At 76.8% G+C, this 22,110-nt stretch carries 24 protein-coding genes; 9 read left to right on the forward strand and 15 right to left on the reverse strand.

The features are described from left to right. Positions 1-149: 149 nt before the first annotated feature. The 4 genes from ACOQFB_RS18955 to ACOQFB_RS18970 form a co-directional block, all read right to left on the reverse strand. The gene (locus tag ACOQFB_RS18955; protein WP_421609097.1) at positions 150-1,001 is read right to left on the reverse strand and encodes a putative selenate ABC transporter substrate-binding protein; all 852 of its coding nucleotides are present in this window, start codon (positions 999-1,001) and stop codon (positions 150-152) included. 27 nt (positions 1,002-1,028) lie between these two features. After that, positions 1,029-2,759 carry a PhnE/PtxC family ABC transporter permease gene (locus ACOQFB_RS18960; protein WP_421609098.1) on the reverse strand — a complete coding sequence of 577 codons (1,731 nt, stop codon included), beginning with the start codon at positions 2,757-2,759 and terminating at the stop codon, positions 1,029-1,031. After that, positions 2,756-4,252 carry a LysR substrate-binding domain-containing protein gene (locus ACOQFB_RS18965; RefSeq protein ID WP_421609099.1) on the reverse strand — a complete coding sequence of 499 codons (1,497 nt, stop codon included), beginning with the start codon at positions 4,250-4,252 and terminating at the stop codon, positions 2,756-2,758. Before ACOQFB_RS18965 ends, ACOQFB_RS18960 begins: the two co-directional genes overlap by 4 nt. Before the next feature lie 272 nt (positions 4,253-4,524). After that, positions 4,525-5,319 carry a DUF3014 domain-containing protein gene (locus ACOQFB_RS18970; RefSeq protein ID WP_421609100.1) on the reverse strand — a complete coding sequence of 265 codons (795 nt, stop codon included), beginning with the start codon at positions 5,317-5,319 and terminating at the stop codon, positions 4,525-4,527. Positions 5,320-5,432: 113 nt separating this feature from the next. Here ACOQFB_RS18970 and ACOQFB_RS18975 point away from each other — a divergent pair, with 113 nt between their 5' ends. The 3 genes from ACOQFB_RS18975 (at position 5,433) to ACOQFB_RS18985 (ending at position 7,389) form a co-directional block, all read left to right on the forward strand. After that, positions 5,433-5,624: a hypothetical protein gene (locus ACOQFB_RS18975; RefSeq protein ID WP_059436636.1), complete on the forward strand. Its 192-nt coding sequence runs from the start codon at positions 5,433-5,435 to the stop codon at positions 5,622-5,624. Positions 5,625-5,668: 44 nt separating this feature from the next. Continuing rightward, positions 5,669-6,334: a methyltransferase domain-containing protein gene (locus tag ACOQFB_RS18980; RefSeq protein WP_421609101.1), complete on the forward strand. Its 666-nt coding sequence runs from the start codon at positions 5,669-5,671 to the stop codon at positions 6,332-6,334. 89 nt (positions 6,335-6,423) lie between these two features. Then, positions 6,424-7,389, forward strand: coding sequence for an aldo/keto reductase (locus ACOQFB_RS18985; RefSeq protein WP_421609102.1), 966 nt, complete (start codon positions 6,424-6,426; stop codon positions 7,387-7,389). 9 nt (positions 7,390-7,398) lie between these two features. On the opposite strand, the gene ACOQFB_RS18990 is transcribed toward ACOQFB_RS18985, so the two are convergent. Both ACOQFB_RS18990 and ACOQFB_RS18995 read right to left on the reverse strand, forming a co-directional pair. Then, positions 7,399-8,262 (reverse strand): ferritin family protein, encoded by an 864-nt coding sequence (locus ACOQFB_RS18990; RefSeq protein WP_059436638.1) that lies wholly within the window; start codon positions 8,260-8,262, stop codon positions 7,399-7,401. A 362-nt stretch (positions 8,263-8,624) separates the two neighbouring features. After that, on the reverse strand, positions 8,625-10,796 hold the full coding sequence (locus ACOQFB_RS18995) for a bifunctional alpha,alpha-trehalose-phosphate synthase (UDP-forming)/trehalose-phosphatase (protein WP_421609103.1): 2,172 nt from the start codon (positions 10,794-10,796) through the stop codon (positions 8,625-8,627). A gap of 204 nt (positions 10,797-11,000) precedes the next feature. Here ACOQFB_RS18995 and ACOQFB_RS19000 point away from each other — a divergent pair, with 204 nt between their 5' ends. From ACOQFB_RS19000 to ACOQFB_RS19020, 5 genes are all read left to right on the forward strand, one after another. After that, complete coding sequence (locus ACOQFB_RS19000; protein WP_059436640.1) at positions 11,001-11,708, forward strand: hypothetical protein; 708 nt, start codon at positions 11,001-11,003, stop codon at positions 11,706-11,708. A 102-nt stretch (positions 11,709-11,810) separates the two neighbouring features. After that, positions 11,811-12,482, forward strand: coding sequence for a TetR/AcrR family transcriptional regulator (locus ACOQFB_RS19005; protein ID WP_421609104.1), 672 nt, complete (start codon positions 11,811-11,813; stop codon positions 12,480-12,482). A gap of 4 nt (positions 12,483-12,486) precedes the next feature. Beyond that, positions 12,487-13,221, forward strand: a complete 735-nt coding sequence (locus tag ACOQFB_RS19010) for a DUF6448 family protein (RefSeq protein ID WP_421609105.1) — start codon at positions 12,487-12,489, stop codon at positions 13,219-13,221. Positions 13,222-13,230: 9 nt separating this feature from the next. Continuing rightward, the gene (locus ACOQFB_RS19015; protein ID WP_059439578.1) at positions 13,231-13,704 is read left to right on the forward strand and encodes a hypothetical protein; all 474 of its coding nucleotides are present in this window, start codon (positions 13,231-13,233) and stop codon (positions 13,702-13,704) included. Continuing rightward, positions 13,701-14,225 (forward strand): hemerythrin domain-containing protein, encoded by a 525-nt coding sequence (locus ACOQFB_RS19020; RefSeq protein ID WP_421609106.1) that lies wholly within the window; start codon positions 13,701-13,703, stop codon positions 14,223-14,225. The genes ACOQFB_RS19015 and ACOQFB_RS19020 overlap by 4 nt, the downstream gene beginning before the upstream one ends. Position 14,226: 1 nt before the next feature. Here ACOQFB_RS19020 and dmeF read toward each other — a convergent pair whose 3' ends face one another. The 8 genes from dmeF to ACOQFB_RS19060 all read right to left on the reverse strand — a co-directional run bounded on the left by dmeF (position 14,227) and on the right by ACOQFB_RS19060 (position 21,176). Beyond that, a complete protein-coding gene (dmeF, locus tag ACOQFB_RS19025) occupies positions 14,227-15,264 on the reverse strand; it encodes a CDF family Co(II)/Ni(II) efflux transporter DmeF (RefSeq protein ID WP_421609107.1) in 1,038 nt (345 codons plus the stop codon). A 538-nt stretch (positions 15,265-15,802) separates the two neighbouring features. Then, positions 15,803-15,991 (reverse strand): hypothetical protein, encoded by a 189-nt coding sequence (locus tag ACOQFB_RS19030; protein ID WP_421609108.1) that lies wholly within the window; start codon positions 15,989-15,991, stop codon positions 15,803-15,805. A gap of 211 nt (positions 15,992-16,202) precedes the next feature. Further along, entirely contained in the window at positions 16,203-17,195 is a 993-nt protein-coding gene (locus ACOQFB_RS19035) for a hypothetical protein (RefSeq protein ID WP_421609109.1), read from the reverse strand. Next, positions 17,192-17,878, reverse strand: a complete 687-nt coding sequence (locus ACOQFB_RS19040) for an ABC transporter ATP-binding protein (protein WP_059439526.1) — start codon at positions 17,876-17,878, stop codon at positions 17,192-17,194. Before ACOQFB_RS19040 ends, ACOQFB_RS19035 begins: the two co-directional genes overlap by 4 nt. Further along, positions 17,875-19,023, reverse strand: a complete 1,149-nt coding sequence (locus tag ACOQFB_RS19045) for an ABC transporter permease (RefSeq protein WP_059439527.1) — start codon at positions 19,021-19,023, stop codon at positions 17,875-17,877. Before ACOQFB_RS19045 ends, ACOQFB_RS19040 begins: the two co-directional genes overlap by 4 nt. Further along, positions 19,020-19,304 carry a hypothetical protein gene (locus ACOQFB_RS19050; RefSeq protein WP_059439528.1) on the reverse strand — a complete coding sequence of 95 codons (285 nt, stop codon included), beginning with the start codon at positions 19,302-19,304 and terminating at the stop codon, positions 19,020-19,022. Before ACOQFB_RS19050 ends, ACOQFB_RS19045 begins: the two co-directional genes overlap by 4 nt. Continuing rightward, entirely contained in the window at positions 19,301-19,804 is a 504-nt protein-coding gene (locus tag ACOQFB_RS19055; protein WP_421609110.1) for a nitrous oxide reductase accessory protein NosL, read from the reverse strand. The genes ACOQFB_RS19050 and ACOQFB_RS19055 overlap by 4 nt, the downstream gene beginning before the upstream one ends. A 79-nt stretch (positions 19,805-19,883) precedes the next feature. Beyond that, positions 19,884-21,176 (reverse strand): chromate transporter, encoded by a 1,293-nt coding sequence (locus tag ACOQFB_RS19060; RefSeq protein WP_421609111.1) that lies wholly within the window; start codon positions 21,174-21,176, stop codon positions 19,884-19,886. A 103-nt stretch (positions 21,177-21,279) separates the two neighbouring features. Here ACOQFB_RS19060 and ACOQFB_RS19065 point away from each other — a divergent pair, with 103 nt between their 5' ends. Next, positions 21,280-21,630: a rhodanese-like domain-containing protein gene (locus tag ACOQFB_RS19065; protein ID WP_059439477.1), complete on the forward strand. Its 351-nt coding sequence runs from the start codon at positions 21,280-21,282 to the stop codon at positions 21,628-21,630. 31 nt (positions 21,631-21,661) lie between these two features. Here ACOQFB_RS19065 and ACOQFB_RS19070 read toward each other — a convergent pair whose 3' ends face one another. Next, entirely contained in the window at positions 21,662-21,937 is a 276-nt protein-coding gene (locus tag ACOQFB_RS19070) for a hypothetical protein (RefSeq protein ID WP_421609112.1), read from the reverse strand. Positions 21,938-22,110: the final 173 nt, after the last annotated feature.

Raw genomic sequence — 22,110 nt, forward strand, 5'->3', positions numbered from 1 at the left:
GGCAAACACAGTCGATCGCCGCGCTGATGAGACCTCTCGCCGCGCGCTTCTCGCATGACAGCCCGAACGAACGCGCTGCGGTCCTCGCAACGCCTCCGCGGTGAAGCCCCGCGAGCACAGCCGCAAGGCTGCAGTGCTTGCACCCGCACTCAGTCCTTGATGAGCCCCGCCGACTTCGCGGCCTGCTCGATGTTCTTGTACGCCTCGGGCGAGGTCGGGATGAAGCGGCTGGCGCGCTGGAGGTCGAGGATGGCCTTGTCCTCGGGCTTCGCGGGATCGAGCGCGAGGAACGCGGCGCGGAGCTTCTCGACGAGCTTCGGGTCGAGGTCGCCGCGGACGGTCCAGTTGTAGTCCTGGTACTCGGGCGTGGTCCAAAGCACGCGGACCTTGCTGGTGTCGATCTTCTTGTCGTCCACGAGCCGCTGCCAGATCGACTCGTTCAGCGCGCCGGCGTCGACCTTGCCGGCCTCGACCCACTTCGCGGTCACGTCGTGCGCGCCGGAGTACGCGACCTTGGCGAAGTCCTTGTCCGGATCGATGCCGGCCTGGAGCAGGAAGTAGCGCGGCATGAGGTGGCCGGAGGTCGAGCTCACCGAGCCGAACGCGAAGCTCGCGCCCTTCAGATCCTTCAGCGACTGCGCCTTGGAGCTGGCGGGCACGATGAACTTCGAGTGGAAGCGGGCGTCTTCGGCGCGCTGCACGATGGGGATCGCGTTCCCGGTGCGGCGCCGCGCCTGCACGAAGGTGAAGCCGCCGTACCAGACCATGTCGAGCTTGCCGGCGGCGAGCCCTTCCACCGTGGCGGCGTAGTCCGTCACCGGCACGAACTTCACCGGGAGCCCGATGTTCTTCTCGAGATACTTGCCGAGCGGCTCGAACTTGCGCTGCAGCTCGGTGGGCGACTCGTCGGGGATGGCGCTGACGCGGAGCGCGTCGAGGGCGCGGGCGGCGGGTGGGACGAGCAGGACGGCGGCGAGGGCGACGGCGGCGAGACGGTGCATCGGCGAGGCTCCGATCCGGGGTGGGGCTCAGGTCGCGTTGGCGAGCCCGGGCGCGCAGGCGGCGCGCGGCGCGGCGCGGCTCGCGGGTCCCGCCAGGATGCGGGCCCGGAGCCAGCCGGAGAACAGGTCCACTGCCGTCACCAGGACCACGATGGCGGCGACCAGCGTCGCCGTGCGGTGGTGCTGGAACAGGTTGAGCGAGACGTGCAGGAGCGCGCCGATGCCGCCCGCCCCGACCACGCCCAGCACCGCCGAGGCGCGGACGGCCACCTCCCAGCGGTAGAGCGTGTACGCGACGAGCTGCGGCCAGGCCTGCGGCAGCGCGGCGAGGAGCGTCGCCGCGAGCGGCCGCGCCCCGGCGCCGCGGAGCGCCGCCACCGGGCCGGGCGGCACCTCCTCGAGCGCCTCCGCGTAGAGCCGCCCGAGCACGCCGGCGTTGTGGATGCCGAGCGCGAGCGCGCCGGCGAACGGACCGAGGCCCACCGCGAAGATGACGAGCAGCGCCCAGAGCAGCTCCGGAAGCGTGCGGAGCAGGTTCATGGCGCCGCGGGCGCCGGCCGCGAGCGCGAGCCGCGCCCCGGACCGCAGGCGCGAGTCGCCGGGCGCGCCGGCCAGCCCGCGTGTGCCGGGGTGGACCGCGGCGAGCGCGAGACCGAGCCCGAGCACCGACGCGATCGCGCTCCCGAGGATGCTCACCGCCAGCGTCTCGGCCGCGGCGGGGACGAGGGCGCGCAGGAACCCCGGCGAGAGGTCGGGCGGGAACATCGAGCCGAAGAAGCCCGCCGCGCTCCGCAGCGTGGCCCCGGAGAAGAGCTCGCCGAGCGGCAGCTCGAGGTACGCGGCCGCGCCGGCGGCGAGCGCGAGCCAGGTCCCCAGGATCGCGGCGCGCCACCGGAGCGCGCCAGGGCCGGCCGGGAACAGCCCGCGGCTCTCGGCCAGGCGCCGCCGGGCCCACGCGGAGAGGAGGTCCACCGCGGCGACGACTGCGAACAGGGCCAGGACCAGCGTCGCCACCTCGTCGTACGCGAACATCTTCAGCGAGAGCTCGAGCTGGACGCCCATCCCGCCCGCGCCCACCAGCCCGAGCACCGCCGAGGCGCGGAGCGCGCAATCGAGCCGGTAGAGCGCGTAGGAGGCGAGCAGCGGCGCCGACCCGGGCAGCACTGCCAGCGCGAACGCGCGGCGCGGCGGCGCGCCCGCGGCGGCGAGGGCGCGGGCCGGCGCGCAGGGCGAGGACTCCCAGATCTCGGCGAACACCTTCCCGACCACGCCGGCGTACCCGATGCCGATGGCCGCCACACCGGCCGCCGGACCGAGCCCGAGCGCGCGGACGAACACCAGGGCCCAGACCAGCTCCGGGACGGAGCGCATCAGGTTGAGCACCGTCCGCGCGGCGAGCCACGCGCCCCGGCGCAGCGGTCCCGGCGCGTCGCCCTCGGCGCGGGCGACGCCGGGCGCGGTGGCGAGCCAGGCGAGCGGCGCCGCGAGCACGAGCGCGAGCGTCATGCCGGCGAGCGCGATGGCGACGGTCTCGACGAGCGGCCGGACCAGGAAGCGCAGGAACTCGGGCGAGTGCGCCGGGGGCCAGAACCCGCGCGCGAAGTCGGCCGCGGCGGCGCGCGCCTCGGGCGCGAGCAGCGCCGCGAGGCTCCCTTCCGACATGCGCCAGGCGATGCCCAGCACGGCCGCGAGCACGAGCCCCGGCCAGCGGAGCAGGAGCGGCAGCGGTGGGCGCTCGTGCAGGACGGCCGCGCTCACGGCGGCACCTCGGCGCGCGCGACCTCGAGGAAGGCCCGCGCCGCCGCGCCCGGGCCGGGGCTGCGCCGCGCCACCGCGAACACGTGGCGCGGGATCGAGAGCCCCTCCACGCGCACGGCGCGCACGTGCCCGCCGCGCAGGTCGTCCTCCACCGCGCGCCGCGAGACGAACGCGACGCCCATGCCCGACACCACCGCGGCCTTCAGCGCCACGAGCGCGCCGGCCTCCAGCACCACCGCGGCAGGGTCGAGCGCCACGCCCATGTTCGCGAGGTGCTGCTCGACGACCGCGCGCGTGCCGGAGCCGGGCTCGCGATCCACCCGCGGCAGCCGCGCCGCGACGTCGAGCGCGATGGGCTCGGGCGGCAGCTCCAGCGCGGGCGCGGCCACGAGCACGATCTCGTCGCGGGCCACGTCCTCGTAGGCGAGCGCCGGATCGTCGTCGCGCGCGCCCACGAACCCGAGGTCGAGCGAGCCCGCGCGCACCTGCTCCGTCACCGCGGCCGAGTCGGTGAGGCTCAGGCTCACCCGCGTGCCCGGGTAGGCGCGCGCGAACGCGCGGACGATCGGCGGCAGGAGGTGCTCCCCGGGCGTGCTGGACGCGCCGATCCGGAGCGTGCCGCCGGGCGCGACCTCCGGATCGGAGGGTGGCCGGGCCGCGGGCGCGCGCGCCGGGACCGCAGCGCCGCGCTGGGCCTCGTACAGCTCGCCGAGGTCGCGCAACGTGAGCGACGAGGCCGGCTTGTCGAACGCGAGCGCCCCCTCGCGCAGGCCGACGACCCGGTCCACGTGGGCGAGGAGCGGCTCGATCCGGTGGGTGGAGACGACCAGCGTGCGGCCCGCGAACGCGCGCGCGAACAGCGCGGCGATCTCCGCGGCACGGGCCGGGTCCACCGAGGCGAGCGGCTCGTCGGCGAGGATCAGCTCCGGATCCTGGTAGAGCGTGCGGGCGATGGCGACGCGCTGCTGCTCGCCGCCGGAGAGTCGGTCCACACGCTCGAAGATCTTCACGCCGATGCCGACCTGGTCGAGCACCGCGCGGACGCGCGCCGCCTCGCGCCGCGAGACGAGCGCGGCGAGCGTGCGCGCGAGCGACGTGCGGCCGAGCCGCCCCGCGACCACGTTCTGCATGGCGGTGGCCTGCGGGACGAGGAGCAGCTGCTGGTGCACGGTGCCGATGCGCGCGCGCAGCGCGCGGAGCCGGCGCGCGTCGGCGGCGGCCACGGGCTGCCCCAGCACGTGCACCGTGCCCTCCGACGGCGCGAGCGAGGTGTCGAAGAGCCGGAGCAGCGTGGACTTCCCGGCGCCGCTCGGGCCGAGCAGGGCGACGCGCTCGCCGCGGCGGATCTCCAGGGTCAGCGGCCGGAGCGCGCGCACCGCCCCGTAGGCGCGCCCGGCGCCGCGGAGCGCGAGCGCGGGCCCCGGGGCCGGCGAGCTTGCGGCGTCCGGCCCCGCGACGGGACCCTCGCGGGCGGCTTCCGGGCGCGGCGACATGCCGGGCTGTGTAGTGGCGGATCGGTCGCCGGGCAAGCTTCGCGGGACCCGCGGGGGCCGTCAGCGGGGGACGCGGGCGGTCCGTTACTCCGGCACCGGCTGTTTGCTCCGGCACCGGCTCCTTACTCCGGCACCGGCTGGTCAGTTAGTCCGGCACCGGCTGTTTGCTCCGGCACCGGCTCCTCCGGCAGCACCGGCTCCTCTCCGGCACCGGCAGCTCCGGCAGCTGTTTGCTCCGGCACCGCCGGCGGGCACCACCGGCGGGCGGTTCGCTACCGCACCTCCCGGAGGCCCAGCGCCTCCCGGATCTCGCGCGCCTTCGCCTGCACCTTGCCCGCGTTCCGCGGTCCCATGCGCAGGAGGTGCTTCTCGACCGCGCCGAGGTGCTCGAGCGCCGGATCCGCGTAGGCCCATCCGGCCCCGGCCTCGGCGTGCGGGACGACGGCCACCGGCCCCGCCGGGCGCGGCGCCGCCTCGAGCCGGTGGAGCGCGCGGGCCGTGACGCGGTCCAGCACGGCGTCCGGGTAGCCGAGCAGCCGGTAGGCGGACTCGACTGCCGGGCGGAGCGCGCGGTAGGCGATGGCGACCGCCTTCGCGTCGAGGGACGCCACTGCGTCGGCGAAGCGGTCGTAGCGAGCGTAGGAGGCGGGGGCGATCACCTGGCGGCCGCCCTGCTCAGCCACCGAGAACGGCTGCTCCGGGGCGAGGAAGGGGAGCTGCTTCCGCGGCGAGACGCCCTCGGCCAGGTTGTCGGTGAGCACCGCCCAGAGCCGGACGAGGTCGCCCCCCGCACCGAGCCAGCGGCGGTACTCCGGATCGGCCGAGGCGGCCTCGAGGAGCGACTTCACCTGCGCCGGGTCCGCCTGGACCACGGCCGATGGGGTGCCGGCCGGGGGGCTCGCCGTTGGGGCGGCTTGCTCCGGCACCGCCGGCGGGGGCGGGGGCGACGCCCGTTGACGGTGGAACCAGAAGTAGGCGATCGCGCCGGCGACGGCGAGCGCGAGCACGATGGCCGCGACGTCGCCGCCGCGAAGCGGGCGGCGCTCGGCCTGGGTGGGATCGGGCATGCGAACTGGATCGCTCCGTTCGGCGGGGCGCGCCAGCCCCCGCTTCGAGCCGGGGCACCTCGATGTCAGACCCCCCTGCTATTGCGTTCAGGTCGAAGGATGGAGGCGCAACGATGCGCGAACGCATGAAGACCCCGGCCCCCTGCGGCCCGATCACCGGCAACCGCCGCCTGGGCGACCCGGTGCATGAGGTGCGGGCCGCCCTGGACCGCTCGCTCGACCCCGCCTGCCGCCGCCGAGCCGAGCGGCGCGTCCGCATGATCGCGGCGCTGCTCGATGGCGGGGCACCGACGCTGGACGTGTGACGGCGCGCTTGACGGCGCAGCGGGGCGGCCGTTCTCTCTCGCCCATGCCGCCCCGCGCGCTGCACCGCCCGCCCGCCCGCACTGGCCGAACCCCCCCGGCGACCCGCCCTCCGTCCCCGGACGCGCCCGGGCGCTTCGACGCCGCCTACTACCGGCGCCATTACCGCGGAAAGGACCGCGTCCACTCGGCGGCGGAGATCGCGCGGCTGGCGGGCGGGGTGTGCGGGCTCGCCGGATGGCTCGGGGTGGAGGTGCGCTCGGTGCTCGACGTGGGCGCGGGCACCGGGCTGTGGCGGGCCTGGCTGCGCCGCCACCGGCCCGACGCCACCTACCGCTCCATCGACGTGTCGTCGTACGCCTGCGCGCGCTACGGGCACGAGGAGCGCGACATCTCGCGGTGGCGGGCGCGCGAGCGCTTCGACCTCGTGGTCTGCCACGGGGTCCTGCACTACCTCGACGACCGCGCCGCGGCTCGGGCCATCGACAACCTGGGCGCGATGTGCCGCGGGCTCCTCTACCTCGAGGTGATCACGCGCGCCGACCTCGAGACGGTGGTCGACCTCGAGCGCACCGACACGGCGATGCGCCGGCGCACCGGCGCGTGGTACCGGCGGCGGCTGGCGCGGCATTTCGTGCAGGTGGGCGCGGGCCTGTGGGCGGCGCGCCGGGCCGGCCTGCCGTTCTACGAGCTCGAGGCCGCGCGCGGCTGATCGCGCCGCGGTCTGCGCGCGTCTCCGGGCGCGACGCGCGCGCACGCGCGGGTGAAGGCGCGGACGATCGCGGTTAGATCCCTCGCACCATGACCTCTCCGATCCCGCAGCGGCGCCGCCTCGGCGCCACGGACCTCTCCGTCTTCCCCGTCTGCCTTGGCGGCAACGTGTTCGGCTGGACCGCCGATCGCGCCGCCAGCTTCGCCGTGCTCGACGCATACCGCGAGGCGGGCGGGAACTTCGTGGACACCGCCGACGTCTACAGCGCGTGGGTGCCCGGCCACCGCGGCGGCGAGTCCGAGGCGGTCATCGGCGAGTGGCTGCGGGAGCGGCGCTGCCGCGACGAGGTGGTCGTCGCCACGAAGGTCGGCATGGGCGGCCCGGACGCGGCGGCGGGCCTCTCGGCCGACAAGATCGCGCACGCCTGCGACGGCTCGCTGCGGCGGCTCGGGGTCGAGCGGATCGACCTCTACTACGCGCACCGCGACGACCCGGCGACGCCGCTGGAGGAGACGCTGGAGGCGTTCGACCGGCTGGTGCGGGCGGGCAAGGTGCGCCACCTCGGCGCCTCCAACTACGCGGCCCCGCGGCTCGCGGCGGCGCTCGACCTCTCGGCGCGCGCCGGCCTGGCGCCGTTCGCGGTGCTCCAGCCCGAGTACAACCTGGTCGCGCGCGGCGGCTACGAGGGCGCGCTCGCCGACCTGTGCGCGGCGCGCGGGCTGGGCGTGTGCACCTACTACGCGCTCGCGTCCGGCTTCCTCACCGGCAAGTACGGTCCGGGCCTGCCGCCGCCCACCGCCCGCGCCGGCAAGGTGAACGCGCTCCTCGCCGACCCGAAGGCGATGGCGGCGCTGGCCGCGGCGCGCGAGGTGGCGCGGGCCCACGGCGCGACCGTGGCGCAGGTCGCGCTCGCGTGGCAGCTGCAGAGCCCGCGGGTCACGACCCCCATCGCCAGCGCGACGAGCGCGGCGCAGGTGCGGGAGCTGGCCGGCGCCGTCCGGATCGCGCTCACGGCGGAGGACGTGGCGCGGCTGGAGGGTGCGGGCGGGCGCTGACCGCTCGGCTCAGGCCGGCAGGGCCGCGGCGCTCGCCGGCGGTGCCGAGACGCCCGCGAGCGACTTCCGGTAGCGGTTCAGGTCCCGGACCGTGTCGAAGCTCTCGCCGAGGAGCGCCGAGAGGCTGCGCAGCATGGTCCGCACCACCCGCCGCTCGCAGGCCTCGTCGAAGCGGATCTGGCCGTCGAGCCAGCGGTCGAGCCAGCCCGGATCCGGCAACCGGCTCTGCACGGTGTCGCGCGGGAACAGTTGCTGGTTCACGTGCAGGTTGGTGGGGTGGAGCGGCTTGCCGCTGCGGCCGCTGCTCGCCATGAGGACGCCGAGCTTCGCGAAGGCGGCGCGCGCGGCGTCGCCGTGGCGCTCGACGGCCTGGCGCATGTACCGGAGGTACGCGCCGCCGTGACGCCCCTCGTCCTGCGAGATGAGGCCGTAGACCTGCTTCAGCACGGGCTCGGTGTGCCACTCGGCGGCGCGCCGATACCACTGGGTGAGCCGGATCTCGCCGCAGAAGTGGAGCGCGAGCGTCTCCAGCGCGGGCGCCGGGTCGAACTCGAAGCGGACCGCGTGCAGCTCGTCCTCGGTCGGCACGAGGTCGGGGCGGAAGCGGCGCAGGTACTCCATGAGCACCAGGGCGTGCTTCTGCTCCTCGTAGAACCAGATCGACATGAACGCCGAGAAGTCGCTGTCGTGCCGGTTGTCGCGCAGGAACATCTCGGTCGCGGGCAGCGCCGACCACTCGGTGATGGCGTTCATCTTCACCGTGAGCGCCTGCTCGTCGGAGAGCGCGGCCGCGTCGAAGCTCGCCCACGGCACGTCGTCCTCCAGGCTCCAGCGGGCGCGCTCCAGGGACCTGAACAGCTCGGGATACAGCACGTGGGCACCTCGTCGTCGGGAAGGCCCACTTGCCTATGGGGGGCGTGTGATGGGCGTGTCACGGCGCAGACCCGCGGATGGGGCGTCTTGTGCCGCGGCGCGGCACGAAAGCCCTTCGGACCCGCTGACTCCGGCACCCCGGTTCTGACTCCGGCACCCTGGCTCTCCCCCTGACTCCGGCACCCCGGCTCTGACTCCGGCACCCCGGTTCTCGCCGGGCCTGACTCCGGCACCCCGGCTCCCGCGGCTCGGCCCCTGACTCCGGCACCCCGGCTCCCGGCTCCCTGACTCCGGCACCCCGGCTCCACCCCGGCTCCACCCGGCTCCCTGCCCCCGAGGCAGCCGACCACACCCCGCGCGGGTTACAGCAGCCCGCGCAGGAACGCCCGTGACTCCGGCACACCGGCGAGGCGGAGCGTGGCGCGGCTGGGGGCGGGGCCCACGTGCACCGAGATGGCACCCGGGGGCAGCGCCGCGAACATGTCCTCGTCGGTGCGGTCGTCCCCGAGGGCGGCGAGCAGGCTCCCCTCGGGCGAGGCCGCCGCGGCGCGCGCCACCACCTTGCCCTTGTCCACGCCCTGCGGCCGCACCTCGACCACCAGGGCGCCGGGCAGGATCTCCACCGGCGCGTTGGAGAGCACCGTCGAGAGGTGGAGCATGAGGTCGTGCGCCTGCGCCGCCCCGAAGTCCGGATCGGCGGTGCGGTAGTGCCAGGCGAACCCGGCCGACTTCTCCTCCACCAGCGAGCCCGGCGTGCGCGCCGCGAACTCCTCGAGGATGGCGCGGGCCGGCTCGCGCCAGGCGGTCGGGACGGAGGCCGCGAGCTGCCAGGCGGTGCCGGGCAGCTTCGACCAGTAGCCGTGCTCGGCGTGGAGGCCGATCCCGAGATCGCCGAACCAGCGGTCCACCGTGTCGCGCTGGCGCCCGGTGACGAGGTGGACCGAGTAGCCCGGGTGCCGGCCGAGCTCGCGCAGCAGGTCGCGCAGCTCGCGATCGGGCCGCGCCAGCTCGGGGGTGGGCGCGAACGGCACAAGCGTCCCGTCGTAGTCGAGCAGCAGCGTGGCGTGCGGCGCCGACCGGAGCCGGGTCACCGCCTCCTGGATCGCCGGGCGCGCGGACACCTCCAGGCCGTGCGGCGCGGTGGCGGTCGCGGGCGCCCGCAGCCGGTCGAGGAACGTCCGCGCCCACCAGTGGACGTCGTAGCGCGTGACCCGCCGGCGCAGCCCCGCCATGCGGGTGCGCCGCTCGTCCTCCGGCATCTCCAGCGCGCGCAGGATCGCCGCCGCGGTGCCCTCCGCGTCGTACGGGTTCACCTGCACCGCCTCGGCCAGCTCGGCCGCCGCGCCGGTGAACTCCGACAGCACCAGCACGCCGTCGCCGTCGCCGCGCACCGCCACGAACTCCTTCGCCACCAGGTTCATGCCGTCGCGGATGGGCGTGACCAGCATCACGTCCGCCGCGCGGTAGAGCGCCACCACCTGCGGGCGGCTGAGCCCGCGCGACAGGTAGTGGATGGGCGACCAGGTCGGCGTGGCGAACGCGCCGTGGATGCGGCCGACGAGCCCGTCCACCTGCTCGCGGAACTGCTGGTAGGCGCCGACCTCGGTGCGGGACGGGACGGCCACCTGCACCAGCCGCACCTTGCCGCGCAGCTCCGGGTGGTCGCGCAGCAGCTTCTCGTAGGCGAGCAGGCGGCGGGGGATGCCCTTCGTGTAGTCGAGCCGGTCGATCCCCACGAGCAGGTGGGTCCCGTCCTGCCGCAGGCCGCGGAACTCCTCCTCCACCTCGGGCGTGTGCGCCGTGCCGGCGAAGTCGGCCGCGTCCACGCCCATCGGGAACACGCCGATGCGGACCTCGCGCCCGCGCCAGCGGATCCGGTCCACGTCGGTCCAGGCGCCGAGCACGCGCAGCACCGACGAGGAGAAGTGGCGCATGTAGGACGCCGTGTGAAACCCGATCAGATCGGCGCCGAGCATGCCCTCGAGCAGCGCCTCGCGCTGCGGCAGCACGCGGAACACGTCGGACGACGGGAAGGGGATGTGCAGGAAGAAGCCGATGCGCGCGTCGGGGAGCCGCTCCCGCAGGAGCGCCGGCAGGCGGAGCAGCTGGTAGTCGTGGACCCAGATGACGTCGCCGGGCCGCGCGGTGGCCGCGACCGCGTCGGCGAAGCGCGCGTTGACGCGCTCGTACTCGGCGGCGCCGCCCATCTCCAGCGGCACCTCGCCCAGGAACGAGTGGAACACCGGCCAGAGCAGCGCGTTCGAGTAGTCCTGGTAGTAGCGCTGCACCTCCTCGGGCGTGAGGTGCACCGGCACGAGCCGCAGGTCCGAGAGCCGGGCCTCCACGCGGGCCAGCTGCTCCGGCTCCAGCCCGCCGAGATCGCCCGGCCAGCCGACCCAGGGCCCGCCCCCCTGCTCGTGGGGGCGGCGCAGCCCCGTGGCGAGGCCCCCCACGCTGGGCACCACGCGGACGCCGTCCTGCGCGCGCTCCACGGTCACGGGCAGCCGGTTCGACACGATCACCACGCGCGACATCGCACCTTCCTTCGCAGGATCCGGGGATCCGCGCCCGGCGCGCTCGGGGCGCGGCAACCGGTCGCGGTGAAGCCCGATCCTACCAGCCCGCTCCGTTGGTGTCCCAAGCGATCCACGCACGGGGCGCCGGGCGTACCTGGGGTGCTTTGACCGGCCGCCCTCCGGGCGCTACGGTGGTCGTCCCCCGCCGAGAGGAGGCCGATCATGTGGGAAGCGGTCGCGATCACGTTCCGCGAGTCGTTCCAGCGGCTCGCCGTCAACGCCGCGCGGCTGGTGCCCGGCCTGCTCGCCACGCTCGTCTTCGCGCTGCTCTCGCTCGCGCTCGCGTGGGCCTGCGCGCGCCTGGTGCGCCGGATCCTGAAGGCGGTCCAGCTCGATCGCCTCCTGCGCCGGTGGGCGCCCGCCGAGGACCGCGCCCGCCTGCCCTCGCTCGTCACCGGGGCCACCCGCTTCACGTTCTGGCTGGTCTTCGCCGTGGGCCTCGCGCTCAGCCTGACGTCGGTCGAGTCGCGCTGGACCAGCGCGCTCGCCGAGCGCGTGCTCGCGTTCGCCCCCAGCGTCATCGTGGCGGGCGTGCTGTTCGCCGCGGCCGTGGCGCTGTCGCGGTGGGTGGAGGCGAGCGTGCTGGTGAGCGCGGTGAACATGCAGATCCGCTCGGCGCGGCTGCTCGCCACCGGCGCGCGCTGGCTGGTGACGGTGCTGGGCGGCGCCATGGCGCTGCAGCACCTCGGGGTGGGCGGCGCGCTCGTCACCATCTCCTTCTCGATCCTGTTCGGCGGCATCGTGCTGGCGCTGGCGCTGGCGGTGGGGCTCGGCTCGCGCGAGGTGGTGACCCGCTCCTGGGAGCGGCGCCTGCGCGATCGCGACGAGGCGCACCACGACGAGGAGCCGCCCCGCATCGCCCACCTGTAGCCGGTCCGCCGCGCCGCACGCGCGTCACCGCCTCCGTGGGCACCCCCCGGGGACGCGTTGAGTTCGGTTGCTAGTAAGTGGATACTCACTTACATAGCGGCCATGAGACAGCTCGCCGCAGCGCCCCGCGCGCGCAAGCCGGGCCCGGATCGCCGCCGGGAGATCGCCGACGCCGCCCTGCGGGTGATCGCCGCCCAGGGCGCCTCGCACTTCACCGCGCTCGCCATCGCCCGCGAGGTCGGCGTGAGCGACGCGGCGCTGTTCCGGCACTTCCCCACCAAGGAGGCCATCGCGGCCGCGGCCATCGACCGGGTCGAGGAGCTGCTGTTCGAGGGCTTCCCGCCGGAGCAGGCCGATCCGCTGGAGCGGCTGGGCGCGTTCTTCCGGCGGCGCGTCGCGGCCATCCGCGCGAACCCGGGCATCGCGCGGCTGTTCGCCTGCGACGAGCTGGGCCAGGTCGCGGGCGCGGCCGGGATCGCCCGCCTCACCGCCTTCCGCCGCCGCTCCACCGGGTTCGTGCGCGCGTGCCTCGACGAGGCGGAGCGCGGCGGCGTGCTCGCGGACGGGGTGGGCGCCGAGGAGGCGCAGGTGATGGTGATCGGCGCGCTGCTCGCGCTGGCCCACGCGCCCTCCGCCGCCCCGCGCCCGCCCGAGCTCTCCGAGCGCGTGTGGCGCACCCTCGAGACCTTCCTGCGCCGGCCCGCGGGCCGCGCGACCGCCGCGGGGCGCCGTCCTCCGCGGTCCCCCCCGACCCGACGGCACGACCAGAGGTGACCCCGTGAACGTGAAGCTCCTCCCCTCCCTCTCCCTGACGCTCGCGCTCGGCGCGCTGCTCTCGCCCGCCGTCGCCCGCGCCCACTGCGACACGCTCGACGGCCCGGTGGTGGTGGCCGCGAAGGCGGCGCTCGAGTCCGGCAAGCTCGCCCCGGTGCTGGCGTGGGTGCAGCCGGCCGACGAGGCCGAGATCAAGGCCGCGTTCGCGAAGACCCGCGCCGCGCGCAAGGCCGGCCCCGACGCCCGCGAGGTGGCCGACCGCTGGTTCCTCGAGACGCTGGTGCGCGTGCACCGCGCCGGCGAGGGCGCGCCGTACACCGGCCTGAAGCCCGCCGGCGGCGACCTCGACCCGGCCGTCGCGGCCATGGACCGGGCCATCGCGAAGGGCAACCCGGCCGAGGTGGAGCGGCTGCTCCAGGCGGCGGTGCACCAGGGGCTGGAGGCGCGCTGGAGCCGGCTCGCCGCCGAGAAGGCGCCCGCCGACGACGTGGCCGCCGGCCGCCGCTGGGTGGCCGCGTACGTGCCGCTGGTCCACTGGGCCGAGGGCGTGAACGCCGCCGCGACCCAGGGCGGCGCCCACGCGGCGCACGCCGCCGAGGCGGGCGCCGCGGATCCCCACGCGGCCCACGCGAAGCCCGACGCCCACGCCGCGCCCGCGGCCGACCCGCACGCGGCCCACGGCCGTCCGCCCGCCCGCGTCCCCTCGAAGCCGGCTGCGGACGTGCACCCCACGCACTAGAGGTTCTCCATGCCCACCTCGGCCGCCGAGATCGTCGCCCGCTACGCCTCGGGCGCCGCGACCCATCCCAACGGCAAGCCGCTCGCCCCCGACGCGGCGGCCGCCTGGGCCGCGCTCGGCCGCCCCGACGCCGGCCGGCTCGGGGCGGCGCGGGTGCGCGACTCGGCGCGCCGGGAGTGGCTCCTCGAGGCGCACCGCGAGCTCGAGCGCGGGCGCTTCGTGGTGCTCCGCCCGGCGCACGGCGACCTCGAGCCGTTCCGCGCCTCGGCGGACGGGTACCGGCCCGAGGCCTACCTGCCCATCACCGAGCAGGACTGGCTCCTGCTGGCCCTGCTCGCGGCCGGGCGCGACGGCGACGCCGGCCGCGACGATCCCGAGCTGGCCGGCGCCGCGTTCCCGCTGCTGGACCGCATGGTCCGCGAGGCGCAGCACCGGCAGCTGATGGGCGAGGCCTCCGACGAGGACGACGAGGAGGCGCCGTGAGCGCGCGCGAGGCGGGCCCGATCGAGCGGTTCCTCGCCGACGACCACCTGCGGCTGCACGCGCTGCTGACCCGCGCGGTGTCGGATCCCGCCGCGATCGACCGCGGGTCCTACGACGCGTTCCGGGGCGGGCTGCTGCGCCACATCGCGCTGGAGGAGAAGGTGCTGCTCCCGGCCGCGCGCGAGGCCCTCGGCGGCGAGCCGCTCCCGCTGGCCCGGCGCCTGCGCGTGGAGCACGGCGCCATCGCCTCGCTCCTCGTCCCCACGCCGACGCACGCGCTGGTGGCCGAGATCCACAAGATCCTCGATCCGCACAACCTGCTGGAGGAGGCGCCCGACGGCCTCTACGCCACCTGCGACCGGCTGCTCGCGGTCCGTGCGGACGAGCTCGTCGCGCGGATGGCCGCGTACCCGCCGGTGAAGGTGGCCGCGTACAACGACGGCCCGCGCGTGCTGCGCACCGCGGAGGCGGCGCTGGAGCAGTCGGCGAAGCAGGCCGAGGCGCGCGCCGGCCCGCGGTAGCTCACCGCGAGGCGCGGGCCCCGGGCAGCGTCTCGCAGGCGTGCACCTCGACGGTGAGGTGCACCAGGTCCGGGAACGCGCGCAGCCGGTCCTTGTACTCGGCGGGCGCGCGCGGCGCGGGCGAGACCACCGACACGATCGCGGCGAGGTGGCGCGGCCCCACGCGCCACAGGTGCAGGTCGGCCACCCGGTCCTCGCCCTGCTCCAGCGCGGCGCGGACGGCGGCGCGGCGGCCCTCCGCCACCTCGGCGTCGAGCAGGACCGCGCCGGTGTCGCGGAGCAGGCCCACCGACCAGCGCGCGATCACCAGCGCGCCGACGATCCCCATCACCGGGTCCATCCAGGTCCAGCCGAGCACCCGCCCCGCGAGCAGCGCCACGATGGCGAGCACCGAGGTGAGCGCGTCGGCGAGCACGTGCAGGTAGGCGGCGCGCAGGTTGTGGTCGCGGTGCTCGGCGTGCCCGGGATCGTGGTGCCCGTGAGCGTGCTCCTCGTGGTCGTGGTCGTGGTCGTGCTCGCCGTGGTCGTGCTGGTGCTGGTCGTGGTCGTGGGGATCGCCGTGGCCGTGCGCGTGGCCGTGGTCCTCGTCGCGCAGCAGGAACGCGCTGAACAGGTTCACGAGCAGGCCGAGCACCGCGACGCCGATGGCCTGGTCGAAGCGGATGGCGACGGGCGAGGCGAGGCGGACGGCGCTCTCGCCGAGCACGAGCAGCGCCACCACCGCGAGGCCGACCGCGCTCGCGAACCCGCCCAGCGCGCCCACCTTGCCGGTGCCGAAGCTGTAGCGCGGGTCGGCGGCGTGCCGCCGCGCGTAGGCGTAGGCGAACGCCGCCACGCCGAGCGCCGCCGCGTGCGTGCCCATGTGCCAGCCGTCGGCGAGCAGCGCCATCGAGCCGTACACCATCCCGGCGGCGATCTCGCCCACCATCATGGCGAGCGTGAGCGCCACCACCCAGCGGGTGCGCCGCTCGCCGCTCGCCTCCACCGCGGTGCCGAAGGCGTGACCGTGCGTCCAGGGGCCGAGCTCCTCGAGGTGCATGGGGGCGGGAGTATAGCGCCCGCGACGTTGGATCCGGGGCGAACGGGCGAGCCCGCACGACCGGCGCCGGGGCGCCTGGGGCGGCGTACCATGGACGCAGCTCGGGGACCGCGCGCCGGACCGCGACGGCCCACCGTGAGGGCCGATAGCGAGGAGGCGTCCCTCCTCCTGTCCGGGCGCCAGGACGTGGCCCGAACACGGCACGCGCGGCACGGGAAGCCCCCCGGGCAAAGAAGGGCCGCCACGGCGCACGGCGGCCCTTCGACGTGCCAGGGCCTGGCATCCCGCTGCGGCGCCCGATGCGCCCGCCGCCCCCACCGGCCCCCGCGACCGGGGCGCGCCGCGGTGCGATCCTGGGGGCGAGGCTCCCCTTGACCGCCGCGGTCCCCCTCCGCCCCCGCCCCGCGCCGCCCGGCGCGCTCGAGCTGCGCGCCTGGCACGAGGCCGGGCACGCGGTGGTGGCGCTGCTCGAGGGGTTCGAGCTCCGCCGCGTCACCATCGCCCGCCGCGGGGACGTGGGCGGCTCCTGCGAGTACCGCTACCGCACCCGCGCGCCGCGCTCTCGCCGGGCGGTCGGCCGGACCGTGCGCGCGGCGGTGGCGGTGGCGCTCGCGGGCAGCGTGGCGCAGGACGCGGCCGCGCTGGGCCGCGGGTTCGTCGCGGTGGACGTGCGCACCGGCCGTCCCTTCGCGCCGTTCGCGCCCGGCTCGGAGGACGACGCGCGCATCGCGCTCCGCTTCACCGCGCGCCTGCACCGGGGCGCCGCCGCGCAGCGCGCCTACCTGCGCCGCATGCGCCGCCGCGTCGAGCGGATCCTCGGGGATCCGGTGGTGCGCACCGCGGTGGCCGCGCTCGCGCGCGCGCTCCTGCGGGACCGGACGCTGAGCGGCCCGCGCGCGACGGCGGCGGTGGGGCGCGCGGTGCGGCGGGTGGGCGGCTCAGGCGTGGAGGCCGGAGGCGGCCACCAGCGCGGCCGCGCCGGCGAGCAGCGCGACCCAGGCCAGCGCCGCGGCGCCGGCCAGGCGGCGCTGGAGCGCGGGGAGCGGGGCGGCGAGCGACGGGACGCGGCGGAACGGCTGGAGCACGCCCACGGCCACGCCGGCCACGCAGCCGGCCAGGAGGGCCGCGTGGAGCGGGTAGCCCACCCAGCCCTGCTCCGGCTGCAGCAGGCAGAACGGGCAGCGGTGGCCGGGCGCCTCGTACACGTACGGTGACACCCAGGCGATCACCCCGGCGGCCGCCGCCGGCCCCGCCAGCGCCGACAGCGCGGCCACCGCCCACGCGCCGCGCCCGGTCCGGCGCAGGACGAGCGCCGCCAGCGCGGCCGCGCCCGGGACCGCGACCAGGAGCGCGCCGGCCGTGCGCGCGGGCAGCCAGGCCAGCCCCGCCCAGCCGCCCCGCCCCTCGCGCCCGAACAGGCTGCCGCAGCAGGAGGTGATGATCTCGGGCCGGAGCGCGAAGAAGTGGGCCGCCTGCAGCGCCGCCCCGGCCACCACCGGGATCGCGACGGCCGGGAGCAGCGCGTGCTTCACGCGCACCAGCGGCTGGTCGGGCGCGAGCCCGTCGGCGCGGTCGAGCGCGAGCCAGGCCCCGGCCAGCACGGTCGCGGCGACCTGGACCGCCAGCGCCGGCCAGCCGTACGGGCTCGCCGAGAGCGTGCCGGCCGCGCACATGGCGCCGGTGAACATGGGCGCGAGCGCGTCGGAGGCGTGGACGAACAGCGCCAGCGACGCGAGCTGCACCGCGAGCGCCGTCCGCACCAGCACGCCCACCAGCAGCGCCCGCCGCTCCAGCCGCAGCTGCGCGCGGCTCCCGCTGGCCGGGTCCCAGCGCCGGACCACCGGCGCGGCCCAGCGCAGCGCGTACAGCAGGAAGCCGCTCGACGCCGCCGCCCCCGCCTGCAGCGCCAGCACCGGCGGGCTCAGGATCACGGCTCGGCCCCGGCGGCCACGATCCGCCCGTCGCGCATGCGCACCACGCGGTCCACGCAGTCCGCGGCGTACACGATGGGATCGTGGCTCGCGACCACCACGGTCCGCCCCTCCGCCTTCAGCCCCCGCACGATCTCCATGAGCGCGCGGGCCCGGGCGCTGTCGAGGTGCGCGGTGGGCTCGTCCGCGACGATCACCTTCGGGTCGTCCACCAGCGCGCGCGCCAGCGCCACCCGCTGCGCCTCGCCGCCGGAGAGCCGGCCGGCGCGGACCCCGGCGCGGTCCTCCACCCCGAGCCGCGCCAGCGCCGCCCGCGCCCGCGCCTCGACGTCGCGGCGCGGCGCGCCGGAGGGCAAGGCGGGCAGCATCACGTTCTCGAGCGCGGAGAGCGCGGGCACGAGGTGGAACTGCTGGAACACGAAGCCGAAGGTCCGCCGCCGCAGCGCCGCCAGGAAGCGCTCGGGCAGGCTGGTGAGCTCGCGGCCGTCGAGGAAGATGCGCCCCTCGGTGGGCCGGGCCATGGCGCCGAGCAGCGTGAGGAGCGTGGTCTTCCCGGAGCCGCTCGGGCCGACCAGCACCGTCACCGCCCCGCCGGCCACCTCGAGCGTGACCCGGTCCACCGCGACCAGCGCGCCGGGCCGCCCCTCGTCGAACACCTTGGTGACCTCGCGGAGCTGGATCACGCGTCGCCCCGCATGAGCGCGTCGGGGTCCACGGTGGCGGCCCGCCAGCAGGGGACCACCGTCGCCGCGACGTAGGGGATCACCGTGAGGAAGAACAGCGTCCCGAGCGCCAGCGGCTCGACGGGCGGCGCCGGGCGCAGGTCCGGGTAGAGCGCCGCCCAGCCCTCCAGGATCGGGCGGAGGAGCACCGCGCCGCCCAGGAACACGTGCGCGTAGGCGGCCAGCGCCCCGATCGCGAACGCGGAGACCGAGACCGCCGCCCCCTCCCACGCCTTCGCCGCGAGCACGTCGCGCGTGTCCCAGCCGAGCGCCTTCAGGATGCCCAGCTCGTGCCGCTCCTCGGCGGAGAGCCCGCTGGCCCGGTCCCAGGCCAGGATCGCGAACGCCAGCACCGCGCCGGCGAGCACCGCGGCGGCGAGCCCGCTCCGCCAGTCGAGCACCGCGTCGTAGGTGCGGATCATCTCGGCGCGCGTCACCACCCGCGCGTCCGGGAACATGCGGACGATCTTCTCGGCCAGCCTCGTCACCTCGTCCGGGTTCGGGACCGCCACCGCCACGTCGGTGAACCGCTCCGGCTCGGCGCCGAACAGCGCGCGGTAGTCGCCCTCGGACACGAGCAGGAGGTCGGACGCGACCAGCTCGACCGCCGGCGACGCCACCGCCGCGATGCCGAGGTCGAGCGCCTCGCCGTCGTAGGTGCGCAGCGGGAGGCGATCGCCCTGCTTCAGCCCGAGCACCCGCGCCACGCCCGGCCCGGCCACCGCGCCGCCCGGGCTCGCCCACCCGCCGTCGGGCACCATCACCGTCAGGTTCGCGCCGCTCACCGGCTCGAAGTAGTAGCCCCACAGCCGGCCGCGCGCGCCCGACACCCCGCGCAGCGTCCCGAGCGTCTCCACCCAGCCGGCCGGGACCTGCTCGTGCCGCCCCGCCGCCATGCGCTGCACCACCAGGTCCGGCGCCCCGCGGAGCGCCGCGCGCACCTGCTCCCGCAGGCCGCCGGTGAACAGCAGCACCGAGGCGAGCGCGAACACCAGCAGCGCGTGCACCGCGACGAGCGCGAGCGTCTTGCCGCGCCGGCGGCCGAGCGCGCCGAGCGCGAAGTCGAGGATCGAGCGCTGCCGCTCCAGCGCGGTGCGCAGCGTCACCGCGCCCCCGCGGTGAGCGAGCCCGAGGGGAAGTGCTCGAGCGCGCGCGGGTGGTCCTGGAACGGCGCGAAGCGATCGGCCTGGGAGAGGTGGCGGGTGTAGCGCGCGTCGTTGAACAGGCACGGGTCGGTGAGGCCGAGCCGCGCCACCAGCCGCGCCCGCTCCTCCGCGGCCGGCCGGTCGGCGGCCCGGCGCGCGCGCGCGTCGGCGAGCGCCGCCGCCCCGAGCGCGGCCGCGACGCCGAGCGCCGCCAGGAACCGGTCGGAGCGCCGGAGGCTCACCGCAGCGCCTCCAGCACCGCGGGCGTCGCGTCGTCGAAGCGCAGGATCCGCTGGCCGCGGTGCTCGTTCAGGAACGCCTTCGCGTCGCCCTCCCGCGCGAACGCGACCAGCTCCGCGCCCATGGGCCCGCGCACGTCGCCGCCGATCACGTAGAACGCGGAGCGGCCGTCGATGGGGCGGGCCGAGTAGTAGTCGGTCACGGAGATCGCGGCGACGTCGCCCTGCGCGCGGCCGGGCGCGTGGCGCGGCAGGTCGTGCCAGTAGGCGAGCAGGTCCTTCACGCCGTCGAAGAACGCCACCTCGCCGTCGCGGTAGCGGATCGAGGCGACCCACTGCGGGTACTTCGCCACCAGCATGCCGCAGACGGCGCAGCGGTCCTTCGGGCCGGGCGCCGGCGCGGCCGCGGCGGCCGGCGCGCCCGGGCCGGCGGCGGCGGGTGCGGCGAGGGTCGCGAGCGTGGCGAACGCGGCGAGGAGGGCGAGGAATCGCAGGGGGGACATCGCAGGGCTCCGTCGGTGGTCCGACGATGGTAGGCCCCGGCCCCGGGCCGGATGCGTGGCACGTCGTCGCGCGCGGCGGCTACAGCCCCGCGAGTGACAGCGCCAGCCGCACCCCGCCGCCGAGCGCCATGACCAGCACCGGGTTCACCCGGAACCGCGCCAGCGTGAGCAGCGACGCCGCCGCGATGGCGAGCTCGACGCGCCCCTCCAGCGAGCGCCCCAGCGCGAGCGCCGCCGCCGCCATGAGCCCCACCACCGCCGGCGTGAGCCCGCGGAGCGCCGCCCGGATCGGCCGCCGCGACCGCACGCGCGCCAGCCACGCGCCGACCGCGAGCACGAGCGCGAGCGGGCCGGCGAACACCGCCGCCGTGGCGACCGCCGCGCCGGCGACCCCGTGGACCAGGTAGCCGATGAACGTCGCCATCAGCAGCACCGGGCCGGGCGTGAGCTTGCCGATCGCGACCGCGTCGGCGAACTGCCGCGGACCGATCCAGTGCTCGGCGAGCACCGAGGCCTGCAGGTGCGGGATGATGGCGAAGCCGCCGCCGTAGGCGCCGAGGCCGGCGCGCAGGAACAGGAGCGCCATCGCGCCGAGCGCGCCGAGCGCGGGCGCGGAGAGGAGCGCGAGCGCGGGCAGCCGCGGCCGCCCGGCGGGATCGGCGGGAGCGCCCGGCGGGTCGGCTTCGCGCTCCGGCGGCGGCAGCGGCGTCCCCTCGTCCGGCAGCGCCACCGGCGGCGACGGCCGCCGCGCCCGCCGCTGGAACCGCAGGAGCCGCATCCGCTTCACGCCCAGGTCGAGCACCAGCCCGGCGCCGATCCCGAGCGCCGCCATCTCGCCGGCCGACGCGGCCGCGCCGAGCGAGAACAGGAGCGTCGCCGCCGCCACGCCCATCTGCCACGGGCGCTGGACCCCGGCGCGGAGCATCTGGAGCGTGATCGAGGCCACGATGCCGACGACCGCGGCGTTCAGGCCGGCGAGGAGCGGCGCCGCGGTGGGCGTCACGCCGAGCCGCACGTAGAGCGCCGCGAGCGCGGTGACCACGATCGCGCCCGGCGCGATGAACGCGGCGTACGCGGCCACCGCGCCGGCGGGCCCGTGGAAGCGCAGGCCGGTGTACGCGAGCGCGTTCGCGGCCGCGCCGCCCGGCAGCATCTGCGAGACGGTGGCGGTGACGGTGAACTCGCGCTCGGTGAGCCAGCGCCGCCGCTCGACCAGCAGGTCGTGCATGGTCCCGAGCACCGAGAGGCCGCCGCCGAAGCCGGTCAGGCCGAGCCAGGCCGAGGCGCGCGCGAGCGCGGGGAGCGTGGGGCGCGGCCGCCGGGGGACCGGCGCCGGCGCCGCGCCGGGCGGGGGGGTCGCGCGCGCGTCCACGCCCCGGCCAACGCCGCCCTGGCCGGCGGGATTCCCGGCGCCCCGCACGTCCGCGCCGCCGGGCGGCCCGAATCCTCGCGGCGGCCCACGGCTCTCACGCGCCATGAAGCTCCCCTGGTGGTTTCCGTTCGGCAGCGTACCCGAGCTCTCTGCGGTCGAGCTGAACGATCGGCTGCGCGGGCGCCCGGCGCCCCAGCTCGTGGACGTCCGCACCCCCGCCGAGTTCTCGCAGGGGCGCATCCGCGGCGCGGTGAACGTGCCGATCGGGGAGCTGCGCTCGCGCCTGGGCGCGCTGAAGCTCGACCCGGCCCGGCCCGTGGTGGCGGTCTGCCTGTCCGGGCACCGCAGCGTGCCCGCGGTGCGCCTGCTGGAGCGCGGCGGCTTCGAGGCCGCGCAGCTCGCGGGCGGGATGCTCGCCTGGCGCGGCGCGCGCCTGCCCGAGGTGAAGGGCTAGGCGCCCATCCACCTCGGGTGAAGCACACCCTTCAGTACGCCATCCCCAGCTCCTCGGCGCCGAAGGGCACGTCCTCCACCACCGTCGCGGCCTCGAGCGCCGCGCGGCCCATGCGCTCGCCGAGCTCCGCGCAGAGCCGCTGGCGCGCCTCGGCGTAGGTCGCGCCGAGCGCGATCGCCTCGGGCATGCCGCAGAGCGCGGCCCAGGTCCCGTCGGCCAGCGTCACGTACTCGATCACGAGGTGCACCCGCTCCGCCTGCAGCCGCCGCCGCAGGCGCTCGGACCTCGTCCGCGCTCGTGCACCCATGGACCGCCTCCTCCCCCTCGACCCAGTACGGAACGCCGCGGCCGCGCGCGCGTGACGTCCTCGCGGGCCTCCGCTCCGTCCGGTGCACACGTCCGGTGCGGAATCGCGCCCGGATCCGCACGAGCCGTGCGGAAGGCGCCCCCGGCGCACCTCGTCCGACACGGTCTTTCGCG

The organism is Anaeromyxobacter sp. Red801 (assembly GCF_049201065.2).
In the GTDB taxonomy this organism is placed as follows: Bacteria; Myxococcota; Myxococcia; order Myxococcales; family Anaeromyxobacteraceae; genus Anaeromyxobacter.

Coding starts and splice junctions, on each gene's coding strand:
- ACOQFB_RS19070 (WP_421609112.1), bottom strand. CDS start 21,937: ATGGGTGCACGAGCGCGGACGAGGTCCGAGCGCCTGCGGCGGCGGCTG.
- ACOQFB_RS19005 (WP_421609104.1), top strand. CDS start 11,811: ATGAGACAGCTCGCCGCAGCGCCCCGCGCGCGCAAGCCGGGCCCGGAT.
- ACOQFB_RS18980 (WP_421609101.1), top strand. CDS start 5,669: ATGCCGCCCCGCGCGCTGCACCGCCCGCCCGCCCGCACTGGCCGAACC.
- ACOQFB_RS19000 (WP_059436640.1), top strand. CDS start 11,001: ATGTGGGAAGCGGTCGCGATCACGTTCCGCGAGTCGTTCCAGCGGCTC.
- ACOQFB_RS18995 (WP_421609103.1), bottom strand. CDS start 10,796: ATGTCGCGCGTGGTGATCGTGTCGAACCGGCTGCCCGTGACCGTGGAG.
- ACOQFB_RS18970 (WP_421609100.1), bottom strand. CDS start 5,319: ATGCCCGATCCCACCCAGGCCGAGCGCCGCCCGCTTCGCGGCGGCGAC.
- ACOQFB_RS19055 (WP_421609110.1), bottom strand. CDS start 19,804: ATGTCCCCCCTGCGATTCCTCGCCCTCCTCGCCGCGTTCGCCACGCTC.
- ACOQFB_RS18975 (WP_059436636.1), top strand. CDS start 5,433: ATGCGCGAACGCATGAAGACCCCGGCCCCCTGCGGCCCGATCACCGGC.
- ACOQFB_RS18965 (WP_421609099.1), bottom strand. CDS start 4,252: ATGTCGCCGCGCCCGGAAGCCGCCCGCGAGGGTCCCGTCGCGGGGCCG.
- ACOQFB_RS18955 (WP_421609097.1), bottom strand. CDS start 1,001: ATGCACCGTCTCGCCGCCGTCGCCCTCGCCGCCGTCCTGCTCGTCCCA.
- ACOQFB_RS19015 (WP_059439578.1), top strand. CDS start 13,231: ATGCCCACCTCGGCCGCCGAGATCGTCGCCCGCTACGCCTCGGGCGCC.
- ACOQFB_RS18985 (WP_421609102.1), top strand. CDS start 6,424: ATGACCTCTCCGATCCCGCAGCGGCGCCGCCTCGGCGCCACGGACCTC.
- dmeF (WP_421609107.1), bottom strand. CDS start 15,264: ATGCACCTCGAGGAGCTCGGCCCCTGGACGCACGGTCACGCCTTCGGC.
- ACOQFB_RS19065 (WP_059439477.1), top strand. CDS start 21,280: ATGAAGCTCCCCTGGTGGTTTCCGTTCGGCAGCGTACCCGAGCTCTCT.
- ACOQFB_RS19030 (WP_421609108.1), bottom strand. CDS start 15,991: ATGCGCGCGTCGTCCTCCGAGCCGGGCGCGAACGGCGCGAAGGGACGG.